12 protein-coding genes, 1 pseudogene and 1 riboswitch are annotated in these 12786 nt (G+C 68.5%); of the genes and pseudogenes, 8 read left to right on the plus strand and 5 right to left on the minus strand.

Annotated features, from left to right (window positions below; all coding sequences use genetic code 11):
* The first annotated feature begins 131 nt into the window (after positions 1-131).
* The 7 genes and pseudogenes from OG841_RS16250 (at position 132) to OG841_RS16280 (ending at position 7062) form a co-directional block, all read left to right on the plus strand.
* Positions 132-294: pseudogene (locus OG841_RS16250) on the plus strand (CstA-like transporter-associated (seleno)protein).
* A 128-nt stretch (positions 295-422) separates the two neighbouring features.
* Positions 423-674: a DUF3311 domain-containing protein gene (locus OG841_RS16255; RefSeq protein ID WP_328640829.1), complete on the plus strand. Its 252-nt coding sequence runs from the start codon at positions 423-425 to the stop codon at positions 672-674.
* Positions 671-2281, plus strand: a complete 1611-nt coding sequence (gene mctP, locus OG841_RS16260) for a monocarboxylate uptake permease MctP (RefSeq protein WP_307181386.1) — start codon at positions 671-673, stop codon at positions 2279-2281. Before OG841_RS16255 ends, mctP begins: the two co-directional genes overlap by 4 nt.
* Positions 2282-2354: 73 nt before the next feature.
* The gene (locus tag OG841_RS16265; RefSeq protein ID WP_328640828.1) at positions 2355-2852 is read left to right on the plus strand and encodes a GNAT family N-acetyltransferase; all 498 of its coding nucleotides are present in this window, start codon (positions 2355-2357) and stop codon (positions 2850-2852) included.
* Between the two features lie 52 nt (positions 2853-2904).
* A riboswitch (cobalamin riboswitch) is annotated at positions 2905-3033 on the plus strand.
* 124 nt (positions 3034-3157) lie between these two features.
* Positions 3158-5530, plus strand: coding sequence for a ribonucleoside-diphosphate reductase subunit alpha (locus tag OG841_RS16270; RefSeq protein WP_328640827.1), 2373 nt, complete (start codon positions 3158-3160; stop codon positions 5528-5530).
* Entirely contained in the window at positions 5530-6540 is a 1011-nt protein-coding gene (locus OG841_RS16275) for a ribonucleotide-diphosphate reductase subunit beta (protein ID WP_328640826.1), read from the plus strand. The genes OG841_RS16270 and OG841_RS16275 overlap by 1 nt, the downstream gene beginning before the upstream one ends.
* A gap of 69 nt (positions 6541-6609) precedes the next feature.
* Positions 6610-7062, plus strand: a complete 453-nt coding sequence (locus OG841_RS16280) for a hypothetical protein (RefSeq protein ID WP_328640825.1) — start codon at positions 6610-6612, stop codon at positions 7060-7062.
* Here OG841_RS16280 and OG841_RS16285 read toward each other — a convergent pair.
* Entirely contained in the window at positions 7029-7199 is a 171-nt protein-coding gene (locus tag OG841_RS16285) for a hypothetical protein (RefSeq protein ID WP_328640824.1), read from the minus strand. The genes OG841_RS16280 and OG841_RS16285 overlap by 34 nt on opposite strands.
* Before the next feature lie 92 nt (positions 7200-7291).
* On the opposite strand from OG841_RS16285, the gene OG841_RS16290 reads away from it, so the two are divergent.
* Entirely contained in the window at positions 7292-8257 is a 966-nt protein-coding gene (locus OG841_RS16290; RefSeq protein WP_328640823.1) for a GlxA family transcriptional regulator, read from the plus strand.
* Position 8258: 1 nt separating this feature from the next.
* Here OG841_RS16290 and OG841_RS16295 read toward each other — a convergent pair whose 3' ends face one another.
* From OG841_RS16295 to OG841_RS16310, 4 genes are all read right to left on the minus strand, one after another.
* Complete coding sequence (locus OG841_RS16295; protein WP_371565866.1) at positions 8259-9632, minus strand: bifunctional albaflavenone monooxygenase/terpene synthase; 1374 nt, start codon at positions 9630-9632, stop codon at positions 8259-8261.
* Complete coding sequence (cyc1, locus tag OG841_RS16300; protein WP_371565868.1) at positions 9629-10747, minus strand: epi-isozizaene synthase; 1119 nt, start codon at positions 10745-10747, stop codon at positions 9629-9631. Before cyc1 ends, OG841_RS16295 begins: the two co-directional genes overlap by 4 nt.
* A 248-nt stretch (positions 10748-10995) precedes the next feature.
* Entirely contained in the window at positions 10996-11646 is a 651-nt protein-coding gene (gene def, locus OG841_RS16305; RefSeq protein WP_328640820.1) for a peptide deformylase, read from the minus strand.
* A 73-nt stretch (positions 11647-11719) separates the two neighbouring features.
* The gene (locus tag OG841_RS16310; protein ID WP_069765903.1) at positions 11720-12700 is read right to left on the minus strand and encodes a tetratricopeptide repeat protein; all 981 of its coding nucleotides are present in this window, start codon (positions 12698-12700) and stop codon (positions 11720-11722) included.
* Between the last annotated feature and the right edge of the window lie 86 nt (positions 12701-12786).

A 12786-nucleotide genomic window follows, 5' to 3' on the forward strand; every position in this document is an offset into this window, starting at 1 on the left:
ACCGCACGCGGTTCCTGTCCGGCACCGCACACGGTGTGGCGCAACCGCACATCCTGCTCTACGGTCCTCCCGACTCCGTCCGGACGGGAGGACCGCCTCGTGCGTACCGCGAACGTCCGAACCATCGTCATCTGGACCCTCGTCGCCCCGGTCGGCGCCGCCGGCTGGTCCCGGCCGTGCGCCGGTACGTCCGTGAGTTGACCGACGAGTCGGCCTACGACCGCTGTGTCGCGCACGTGCGCCAGGACCACCCGCAGGCACCGGGATCCCCGCCAGGGCTTCCGCTGCTGTTGATTGATGCTGCTGTTGTTGCTTCACAGAATCGACATACCGATATGCGGACGAGGTCTTCCGCTCACCTGACACCGTGACCTAGATTGCCTGCGCGTTACAGGTGATCAGCCAGGGGACGGAGTCGCGGAATGTCGGACGCACCTGAAGTGAGACCGCCGGTGGTGACACCGGCAAGGGTGGTCATCGCCCTCTGTCTGTTCGCCCCGTTCGTGGCGATGCTGTGGGTCGGCTCGTACGCCAAGGTCGACCCCGCGTTCATCGGCATCCCGTTCTTCTACTGGTACCAGATGCTGTGGGTGCTGATCTCCACCGCGCTGACGATGACCGCGTACAAGCTGTGGCAGCGTGACCAGCGTGCCCGCCACGGAGGTACCAAGTGAACGACGGCGTCAACGGCGTGGCACTCGCCGTCTTCATCATCTTCTTCCTGGCCGTCACGGTCATGGGCTTCCTGGCCGCGCGCTGGCGCAAGGCCGAGAACGAGCACAGCCTCGACGAATGGGGCCTGGGCGGACGGTCGTTCGGCACCTGGGTCACCTGGTTCCTGCTCGGCGGCGACCTCTACACCGCGTACACCTTCGTCGCGGTCCCCGCGGCGATCTACGCGGCGGGCGCGGCCGGCTTCTTCGCGGTGCCGTACACCATCCTGGTGTACCCGCTGATCTTCACGTTCCTGCCCCGCCTGTGGTCGGTCTCCCACAAGCACGGATACGTGACGACCTCGGACTTCGTGCGCGGCCGCTTCGGCTCCAAGGGCCTGTCGCTGGCGGTGGCGGTCACCGGCATCCTCGCGACCATGCCGTACATCGCGCTCCAACTGGTCGGTATCCAGGCGGTCCTCGATGTGATGGGCGTCGGCGGCGGCGAGAACACGAACTGGTTCGTCAAGGACCTCCCGCTGCTGATCGCCTTCGGTGTCCTCGCGGCCTACACGTACTCCTCCGGCCTCCGGGCCCCCGCTCTGATCGCGTTCGTGAAGGACACGCTGATCTACATCGTCATCGCGGTGGCGATCATCTACATCCCGATCAAGCTGGGCGGGTTCGACGACGTCTTCGGCGCGGCAAGCGAGAAGTACACGGCGGCCAAGGCCGGCGGCCTCGTCCCGCTGGAGGCGGGCCAGTGGACCTACGCCACGCTGGCACTGGGCTCCGCACTCGCGCTCTTCATGTACCCGCACTCGATCACCGCGACGCTCTCCTCCCGCAGCCGGGAGGTGATCCGCCGCAACACCACGATCCTGCCGCTGTACTCACTGATGCTGGGCCTGCTCGCGCTGCTCGGCTTCATGGCGATCGCGGCCGGAGTCAAGGTCACCAACCCGCAGTTGGCGATCCCGCAGCTCTTCGAGGACATGTTCCCGGACTGGTTCGCGGGCGTGGCCTTCGCGGCGATCGGCATCGGCGCGCTCGTGCCCGCGGCCATCATGTCGATCGCGGCCGCGAACCTGTTCACCCGCAACATCTACAAGGACTTCATCAAGCCGGACGCCACACCCGCGCAGGAGACCAAGGTCTCCAAGCTGGTCTCGCTCCTGGTGAAGGTGGGCGCGCTGGTCTTCGTCCTCACGATGGACAAGACGGTCGCCATCAACTTCCAGCTCCTGGGCGGCATCTGGATCCTCCAGACCTTCCCGGCCCTGGTCGGCGGCCTCTTCACCCGCTGGTTCCACCGCTGGGCCCTGCTCGCCGGCTGGGCGGTCGGCATGATCTACGGCACGGTCGCCGCGTATGGCGTCGCCTCCCCGACCCAGAAGCACTTCGGCGGCTCGGCGAAGGAGATCCCGGGCATCGGCGAGATCGGCTACATCGGCCTGACGGCGTTCGTGCTCAACGTCGTCGTGACGGTGGTCCTGACCTTCGCCCTGAAGGCGGCCAAGGTCCCCGACGGCGTGGACGAGACCAGCCCGGAGGACTACACGGCGGACGCGGGCGACCCCGGGGTCCAGGTGGAGCTTCCGCCGGCGACCGCGGGTACGACCCACTAGTCACGGTGCGCACGGGCCGTCGGAGTTCTTCTCCGGCGGCCCGTTGTCGTACCCGTCGGGCACACTCACCCGCATGGACATCCTGATCCGCCCCGCGGTACCCGCCGACTACGAGCCCCTCGGTGAGATCACCGCCCAGGCCTACCTCCAGGACGGCCTTCTCCTGTTCGGTCAGAGCGACTGGTACCTCGAAGAACTCAAGGACGTGGCCAAGCGGGCATCCGCCGCGGACGTCCTGGTGGCCACGGAGAACGACGACATCCTCGGCGGGGTCACCTTCGTCCCCTCCGGGGGCCCTCTGGCCGACCTCGCCCGCCCCGGAGAGGCGGAGATCCGCATGCTCGCGGTGGCGCACGCGGCCCGGGGCAGAGGCATGGGGCATGCCCTCGTACAGGCCTGCGTCGACCGCGCGAGCGGCGTGGCCACCGGCGTCGTCCTGTGCACCCAGCCCACGATGCACACCGCCCACCGCATCTACGAACGCCTCGGCTTCACCCGCGCCCCCGAGCGCGACTGGAAACCGATACCCGGCGACGACTTCACGCTTCTCACCTACGAGTTGACGCTTTGAAGTCACCGCGACACAACATATGGGCCTGCTTTCCTCACCCGGCACAAGATGTATGCTCATGCTCGCTGTCGCCGCAGGGGAATCCGGTGTGAATCCGGAACTGTCCCGCAACGGTGTACTCATGTGTGCTTGAGCACATATGAGAGTCAGTCCGAGGACCTGCCGACAGCACGCCCGAGCCATACGGCCCGGGTGTCCTGACGTCCGGGCCTCGTGGAATGGGCCGGTGGACGCGACGCCGTGTGCGCTCGTGTGCTGCCCCCTGCCCTCCGCAAGGCCCCGTGCCCAGCGAGGGAGAGCCCCACGTGACCATCGCGCCAGCCGAACCGGCTTCAGCGACCACCTTTGTGGACGAGGACGGTCCTGGAACCGCGTTGCTGCGGACCCTGACGGAGCTGACCGCCGACCTCCCCGACGCCGACCCCGGCAGGGTCGCCGCCGCCGCGCTGCGCGGTCGGTCCTCGCGTGCGGCCTCCCCCGAAATGGCCGTGGAGCTGCGCGAGCTGGCCACCGAGGCGGCGGCCGGCCTCATCTCCGAGGACCCCGCGTACAGCAGGCTGGCGGCCCGGCTGCTGACCATCAGCATCGCCGCGGAGGCCGCCTCGCAGGGCGTCACCTCGTTCACCGGATCGGTCGCCGTCGGACACCGCGAGGGCCTCATCGCCGACCGCACCGCCGAGTTCGTGCGGGTCCACGCCGAGCGGCTCGACGCCCTGGTCGACACCGACGCCGACGACCGCTTCGGCTACTTCGGCCTCCGCACCCTCCACAGCCGGTACCTCCTCAGGCACCCCCTCACCCGCAAGGTGATCGAGACACCCCAGCACTTCCTGCTCCGGGTGGCGTCCGGACTCGCCGAGGACGACACGGTCAGGGCGCTGGACGAGGTCGCCGCGCTCTACGCGCTCATGAGCCGCCTCGACTACCTCCCCTCCTCCCCCACCCTCTTCAACTCCGGCACCCGGCACCCCCAGATGTCGTCCTGCTACCTCCTCGACTCCCCGAAGGACGAGCTCGACTCCATCTACGACCGCTACCACCAGGTCGCCAACCTCTCGAAGCACGCCGGCGGCATCGGCCTGTCGTACTCCCGTATCCGCAGCCGCGGTTCGCTGATCCGCGGCACCAACGGACACTCCAACGGCATCGTCCCGTTCCTGAAGACGCTGGACGCCTCGGTCGCCGCCGTGAACCAAGGAGGCCGGCGCAAGGGGGCGGCCGCGGTCTACCTGGAGACCTGGCACTCCGACATCGAGGAGTTCCTGGAGCTCAGGGACAACACCGGTGAGGACGCCCGTCGTACGCACAACCTGAACCTCGCGCACTGGGTCCCGGACGAGTTCATGCGCCGGGTGAACACGGACGCCGAGTGGTCCCTCTTCTCCCCCGCCGACGTGCCCGAGCTGGTCGACCTGTGGGGCGAGGAGTTCGACGCCGCGTACCGGAAGGCCGAGGCCGCGGGGCTCGCGAAGAAGACGATCCCCGCGCGTGACCTCTACGGCCGCATGATGCGCACCCTCGCGCAGACCGGCAACGGCTGGATGACCTTCAAGGACGCCGCCAACCGCACGGCCAACCAGACGGCCACCCCGGGCCATGTCGTCCACTCCTCCAACCTCTGCACGGAGATCCTGGAGGTCACGGACGACGGGGAGACGGCGGTGTGCAACCTGGGGTCCGTGAACCTCGGCGCGTTCGTCGACACGGCGACCGGTGACATCGACTGGGAGCGGCTGGACGCCACCGTCCGCACCGCCGTGACCTTCCTCGACCGGGTCGTCGACATCAACTTCTACCCGACCGAGCAGGCCGGGCGGTCCAACGCCAAGTGGCGCCCCGTGGGCCTCGGCGCGATGGGTCTCCAGGACGTCTTCTTCAAGCTGCGGCTGCCCTTCGACTCCCCCGAGGCGAAGGAACTCTCCACCCGGATCGCCGAGCGCGTCATGCTCGCCGCCTACGAGGCCTCCGCCGACCTCGCCGAGCGCGGCGGTCCGCTGCCGGCCTGGGAGAAGACCCGTACCGCCCAGGGCGTCCTGCACCCCGACCACTACGGTGTCGACCTCACCTGGCCCGAGCGGTGGGCGGCCCTGCGCGACCGTATCGCCGTCACCGGACTGCGCAACTCCCTGCTCCTCGCCATCGCGCCCACCGCCACCATCGCGTCGATCGCCGGTGTGTACGAGTGCATCGAGCCGCAGGTCTCCAACCTGTTCAAGCGCGAGACGCTGTCCGGGGAGTTCCTCCAGGTCAACTCGTATCTGGTGGCCGAGTTGAAGAAGCTCGGCGTCTGGGACGCCCGCACCCGTGAGGCGCTGCGGGACGCGAACGGCTCGGTGCAGGGTTTCGCGTGGATCCCGGAGGACGTACGGGCGTTGTACCGCACGGCGTGGGAGATCCCGCAGCGCGGTCTGATCGACATGGCCGCGGCACGGACCCCGTTCCTCGACCAGTCCCAGTCCCTGAACCTCTTCCTGGAGACGCCGACCATCGGCAAGCTCTCCTCGATGTACGCGTACGCCTGGAAGTCCGGGCTGAAGACGACGTACTACCTGCGCTCGCGCCCGGCGACCCGTATCGCCCGCGCCGCACAGGCGACGGTCCCCGTCCAGCAGCCGGCCCCCGAAGACGCGGTCGCCTGCTCCCTTGAGAACCCCGAGTCCTGCGAGGCCTGCCAGTAATGCCCAGCAACCAGAACCTGCTCGACCCCGGCTTCGAGCTGACGCTGCGCCCCATGCGCTACCCCGACTTCTACGAGCGCTACCGGGACGCCATCAAGAACACCTGGACCGTCGAGGAGGTCGACCTCCACTCGGACGTCTCCGACCTGGCGAAGCTCAGCCCCGCCGAACAGCACCTCATCGGCCGCCTCGTGGCCTTCTTCGCGACCGGCGACTCGATCGTCGCGAACAACCTGGTGCTGACGCTGTACAAGCACATCAACTCCCCCGAGGCGCGGCTCTACCTGAGCCGCCAGCTCTTCGAGGAGGCCGTCCACGTCCAGTTCTACTTGACGCTCCTCGACACCTATCTCCCCGACCCGAAGGACCGGGCCGCGGCCTTCGACGCCGTCGAGAGCATCCCCTCGATCCGCGAGAAGGCGGAGTTCTGCTTCCGGTGGATCAACGAGGTCGAGAAGCTGGACCGGCTGGAGTCCCAGGCCGACCGCCGCCGTTTCCTGCTCAACCTGATCTGCTTCGCCGCGTGCATCGAGGGCCTGTTCTTCTACGGCGCCTTCGCGTACGTCTACTGGTTCCGCAGCCGGGGCCTGCTGCACGGCCTCGCCACCGGCACCAACTGGGTGTTCCGCGACGAGACCATGCACATGTCCTTCGCCTTCGACGTGGTCGACACCGTCCGCAAGGAGGAGCCGGAGCTGTTCGACGACCGGCTCCAGCAGCAGGTCACCGACATGCTGGCGGAGGCCGTCGAGGCGGAGCTGCAGTTCGCGCGCGACCTGTGCGGGGACGGTCTGCCGGGCATGAACACCGAGTCGATGCGGCAGTACCTGGAGTGTGTCGCCGACCAGCGCCTGACGCGCCTCGGCTTCGCCCCGGTGTACGGCTCGGAGAACCCCTTCTCCTTCATGGAGCTGCAGGGGGTTCAGGAGCTGACCAACTTCTTCGAGCGGCGTCCGTCCGCGTATCAGGTGGCGGTGGAGGGCACGGTCGACCTGGACGAGGACTTCTGACAGGACATCTTCAAGAATCGGTGGATCCGGGCACGTGGGTGGTACGTCAAAGAGGGAAGGAGGCCATCCATGCGCCCGATCCGCAAGACGACCCTCGCCCTCGCGACCCTGACGCTGCTCCTCGCGGGCTGCGGCACCGAAGCCGGGAACGGGAAGGGGGGAGGTGGCGACAGAGTGTCGCCGTCCTCCCCCACGCCCACCGCGACCGGGTGCACGACCCGGGCGGAACTCGGCGCCACCGACAGCGGGGACACCGTGTGCCTCGCGGTGGGCGACACGATCCGCATCTCGCTGGACGGGACGAAGAGCCGCCCCTGGAAGCCGGTCGCCGTCGACGGCAGTGGCCTGGAGGCCACCAACAGCGGCATCGTCCTGCTGCCCGGTGACGCGAGTTCCGCGTACAAGGCGGTCTCGGCGGGACAGGTGCGACTGAGTTCACAGCGGCCCCTGTGCGCCACCGAGACCGGCCGGGTCTCGTGCAAGGGAATTCAGGAGTGGCGGGTCACCGTGGAGGTGAAGTAATGCCTCTGCGCGGCCCGGATCTGACGGTCGACCCGCTTGTCGTGCAGGACCCCGATCACCGACGGGAGCACCAGCAGGACGAGGATTCCGAGAACGGTCAGCATTCCGATCAGTCCTTGTGTCTGTGCTGAAGTCATGTCACTACTGTCGCGCCTCAGACTCCTTACCAACAGTGGCAGGACTGCCGTGAACCCTCGATTTACTGCCACTTCCGAGGCACACTGGCAGCATGCTGAAGAACGTGGCCGCAGTCGTCCTGGACGGTGTGAATCCCTTCGAGCTCGGAGTCGTCTGCGAGGTCTTCGGCACCGACCGCAGCGACGACGGACTGCCCGTGTACGACTTCGCGGTCGCCTCGGCCGAGGGCCCGACACTGACCTCACGGGCGGGCTTCGCCGTACACGTCGAACACGGCCTGGAGCGACTGGAGTCGGCCGACCTGATCGCCGTGCCGGCCTGCGCCCGCTACGAGACGCGGGACTTCCCGCCCGAGCTGCTGGAGTCCCTGCGGAACGCGGTCGACCGCGGGGCACGGGTGCTCAGCGTGTGCTCCGGCGTCTTCCTGCTCGCCGCGGCCGGCCTGCTCGACGGCCGGCGCTGCGCCGTGCACTGGCACCACGCGGAGGAGCTCGCGCTCGCGTATCCGCGGTTGACGGTCGAGCCGGACGTGCTGTACGTCGACGAGGACCCGGTGATCACCTCCGCGGGCACCGCCGCCGGTATCGACGCCTGTCTGCACATCGTGCGCAAGGAGCAGGGCCCCGAGGTCGCCAACAAGATCGCCCGGCGCATGGTCGTACCGCCGCACCGGGACGGCGGGCAGGCGCAGTACATCGAGCGGCCGCTGCCCCGGTCCAAGTGCGACACCGTCGGCGAGGTGCTCGTGTGGATGGAGCGGCACCTCGACGAGGAGGTCACCGTCGAGCAGCTCGCCGAGCGCGCGCACATGTCCCCGCGCACGTTCGCCCGCCGCTTCCAGCAGGAGACGGGTACGACCCCCTACCGCTGGATCCTGCGCCAGCGGGTGCTACTGGCCCAGCGGCTGCTGGAGGCGACGGACGAGACGGTGGACGCGATCGCCGGCCGGGCGGGGTTCGGCACCGCGGCCGCGCTGCGTCACCAGTTCCTGCGCGCGGTGGGCACCACCCCGAACGCCTACCGGCGCACCTTCCAGGGCCCGGAGGCGGCCGCCTGACCTACGTCCTCGGCATGGGTTTCAGCAACAGCCCGGCCGGCTTCAGCGTGATGCCCACCCGTGGCGTGTCGTCGGATCCGGGCACCTGCTCAAAGCGGTACTTCCGGGCCAGCGCCGCAGTGATCAGCGTCAGCTGGGCCATCGAGAAGTGGTCGCTCGGGCACTTCCGGTTACCCGTGCTGAAGGGACTCATGGCGTGTTTCGGCACGGCCTTGGCCCGCTCGGGACTCCAGCGCAGAGGATCGAACTGCCGGCTGTCGTCGTACGACTTCGGATCGCGCTGGATCGCATACGGGCTGTACACGATGTCGGCCCCGGCCGGAATGCGACAGCCACCGAGTTCCGTGTCCCGCACCGCCCGCCGCGTCAATATCCATACGGCGGGCCGTAAACGCATGACCTCGATCACCAGATAGTTCGTGTACGTGAGCGCCCGGACGTCCTCGAATGCCACGGGACGTCCGCCGGTGACCGATTCGACTTCCGCGCACACCTTGTCCGCGTGTTCCGGGTGAGCGGCAAGAGCCTGGAGCAACCACATGACCGTGGCCGCGACGGTTTCGCTGCCGGGGGTGAGTATCGCGACGACCTGGTCGTGGACCTCCTGTTCCCCGATGGGCTCGCCATTCTCGTCCTTCGCCTCCAGCAATGCCGTCAGCAAATCGTCCGGCTTTTGACCTGATGCCCTGCGCTCGGCGACGATCTCGTCGACGAGGAGATGCAAATCGGCCAGTGCTCGATTGAATTTTCGGTTGGCCGGCAGGGGCAGCCGGTACAGCGGCCCGGCGGGTATCACCATCCGCCGGTACATGCCCCGGAAGACGGTGGCGAGCGCGACGCACAGCCGTTCGGCGCGCTCGTCCATGAAGTCCCCGCGCAGCAGACAGCGGGCCGCGACGCGCACGGCGACCCGGAAGGCCTCGGAGGTGCAGTCGACGGTCTCACCGGGTCGCCAGCGCTCGGCGAGCGCATGCGCCTCCTCCTCCATGATCGGCCCGTACGCCGGGATGGCGTCGAGCCGGAAGGCGGGCTGGATGACGCGCCGCTGCCGCCGGTGCTGGGGGCCGTTCGCGGTGGCCACGCCTTCCTTGCCGACCAGTCCCTCCAGGGACTCCCACAGCGGTCCGGCGATGATGAAGTCGGGGTTGAGCGCCACGGCTCCGGTCAGTTCGGGGGTGGTGGGCGCGTACACCGTCTTGGGGCCGAGCCTGAGGCGTACGACATCGCCGTGCCGCCGGAGCCCGGACATGAAGCTCAGCGGATCGCGGACCATCCGCCAGCCGTGGCCGAGGACGGGGACGCGCCCGCCCGCGAACGGCGGCTCACGCAACTCGGGAGCCACCGTGGCTTCGGGTTTCACGGATTCGACGGTCATTTCTCACCTGCCGCTTCGTTGTTGACGTACGGGGGCGTGGACCGGTCGTCCCAGCTGTCGACCCTGTAACGGCCGGACTCGTGGTGGAACCAGTAGACGGTGCTGAACCAGTTGCGCATATTGCGGACGCAGGCCCGGACGGCGGCGCTCAGTTCCTTTCCCCGCGTGGTGCCGTCGTCGAGCCCGTCGGCGAAACGGAGGGCGTCGGCCTCGGCGACGAGGAATGCGTCCACGCATTTCTCGAGGAGCCGCCGCATTTCCCGGATCGCCTCTTCGAGAGTCAGCCCCTCGTGTGTGATGAGACTGATACCGAGATTGTGGACCTCGTCTCCCGCAATTTCCTTGGGCAGCGAACAGAGGTCGTTGTACCAGGCGGCGAATTCCTGGCTCAGCAGCGCCGCCCGCCGGTACGCCGGGGTTTTCCTTATCCCGTCCGGGAGTTCACGTCCCGCGCACGGCTCCAGCAGATCCGTCCAGATCCGGTGCGCGAAGGTGAGGCGGCGCAGTGCCAGGTATTCACCGACCGGGGGAATGATTCCCCTGGTGCGATTGCGGAATTCCCGGTCGTAGGCCTCGATCACCTCGTGGAAGTGCCCGGCGAACCTGGTGTTCCACGTCCGCGGCAGGAACGAGTACAGCCGCACCATGCTGTCGGCGAAGGCGGCGACCAGCGGATCCTCGTGGTGCAGATGATCCCGGGGGGAGTCGAGCGCCGCGTGCAACCGGAACCTCAGCCGCCGCCACGCGCGCGGACGGCGGTGGACGATGTCGCGGTCGTGCCGGTCGTCCCAGGCGAAGAACCACGCGCTGAAGTCCGCTATCGCCTGGAGGACCGCGTCGGGGGCACCGAGGTAGTACCCCGCCATGAGGTCCGTGTAGCACAGTCCGTCGGCATATTCCGCCACCTTGTCCGCCGGCATGAGCCGTTTTTCCAGAAGCCAGGTACGGGTGTTCTCCTGGAGCCTGGGCCAATACGGATGCAGTTGCCGGGGAAACGCTGCCTCGATCACCGGGAGAGAGAGCGACGGTGGAACCGCGATCGCCGTCGGCGTCGATGTGGTGCTGTGTGGGAAAGCAGGCACGGACAAACCCCTTCCAGCCGCCAGTTGACGCATGCCCCTGCCGCTGAACCGGGCGTGCGCCGTTGCGTATCCCCGCACTTCCCATTCAGCACCACAACTGACCATTCTGGGAACGCATTTGCTTCATTCACTACCCCGCGATGCCGGAATTCTCCCCATGTGCGACTCGGATCGGATCACCATGTGAGCACATCCGATCGAGCGTGCGACGCACATGCGAACGGCGCCTGTTCGGGGAGTGCTTCCTGAACAGGCGCCGTGCGGGCGGGAGTTGTGGGACGTCAGTCGTTCGCGACCACGGGGTAGCGGGGCTCGTTCTCGGCCATCTGCCGCAGCGCGTCCTTGCGTTCACGCTTGGAGAGCCGGTCGATGTAGAGGTACCCGTACAGATGGTCGGTCTCGTGCTGCAGACACCGGGCGAAGTAGCCGGTGCCACGGACCTTGACCGGGTTGCCCTTCTCGTCCTGCCCGGTGACCTCGGCGTAGTCGGGGCGGGCGAGCGGCGCGTACGCGGTGGGCACCGACAGACAGCCCTCGTTGCTGTCGTCGAGGCGGCGCGTGTCCGCGGGCAGGTCCACGAGCTTCGGGTTGCAGACGACACCCACGTGCCGCCGGCCCTCGTCGTCCTGGCAGTCGTACACGAAGACCTTCAGGTCGACGCCGATCTGGTTGGCGGCGAGGCCGACGCCCTCGGCGGTGCGCTGGCTGGCGAACATGTCCGCGACGAGCTGGTCGAGCTCCTCACCGAACTCGGTGACGTCCTTGCACTCCTTGTGCAGCACGGGGTTCCCGACGACGGTGATGGGCCGCGAGGTGCCGCGCTCACGCCAGGCGCTCTCCCGCTCCTCGGTGTCCTCGATGTCGATGACGAACCCCTCGTCGTCGACGGGGAGCACGCCCGCGTGCTGCTGATCGGTGTCCTGCTGGGCCATGACCTACGGATCGCCTTCCTGCACAAACAAAGAACAAAGAGGGTGTGACGCTGATACAGGGTACGGCGAACGGTCAGCAGACCTCCTCGAGATCCCGCCAGTCCCTGGAATCCGGACTGTCCGCGACCCAACCGTCCAACAGTCCCCGGACCAGCGAGGCCGGCGCAGCCACCCCGCACTCCCGCTCCGGCACCCACAGCTGACCGTCCGTGCGGTGCCCCAGCGGCCCGGGGTGTCCCGGTTCGCTGTGGTCATGGGGGTCCAGGTGCTCCCCGTCGCCCTCGTCCGACGGCATCCGCGACTCGGAGCACATCCGGCACAGCAACCGCACGGACGACGACCAGTCCTCGGCCGCGAACCCGGCGTCCGCCGCGAGCTGCTCCAGCGCGTCCCGATCCGCCTCGGTGGCCGCCTCCAGGAGCACCACCCAGGTGGGGACGGGTGAGGGAGCCCACAGCTCGATCTCGTCGAAGACGGGATAGGCATGGCCGGACGCCGTGGTCCGCTCGCCGTGCGGCACCCCGTCGTGCAGCACGACCTCGCCCCACCGCCGCCCGGAGGACGGCAGCGGAATGGACAGCACCTCGATCCGGGCCGGGTCGAGCCGCCGCCCCCAGACCACCTCGGCCTCCCCCTCGGGCGACAGCCGTACGGCCGCGCTGCCGAGGTCCATGCCGAGCGGCTCACCGGCCGCGGTCGCCCCACCGGGCACCCGCAGCCCGTACGCCTGCCAGGCCCGCCGCGCCAGCGACCAATCCTGGAGCGCGGTCGCGGCGATGCCGACGTTCCACCAGTCGGGCGCCCCGGTCTCCCGGTCGAGCAGCGCCACGGCCCTGAGGCCCGCGGCCCGCGCCTGCTCCCAGTCGTGCCGGAACTTGTGGAGCAGGGCGAGGTTGAACCAGGACTCCGACAGCCACGGCTCCAGGTCCGCGGCACGTGTCAGCAGCGCGCCCGCGTCCTCGTACCGGCCGTCGCCGATCAGCGTGAACGCGCGGTCCGTGGCCTGCCGCCAGGAGGCGGAGGGCCGGTGCCGTCCCTTGCCGAAGATCCTCACGATTCCCGCCTGCCAGTTCCGTCGAGTGGGCTGGCTGTGCCCCCGGACACCCTCTCTCTCGCATCCAACCACGTGTGCTTGGAAGG

The organism is Streptomyces canus, from assembly GCF_041435015.1.
Classification (GTDB): domain Bacteria; phylum Actinomycetota; class Actinomycetes; order Streptomycetales; family Streptomycetaceae; genus Streptomyces; species Streptomyces canus_G.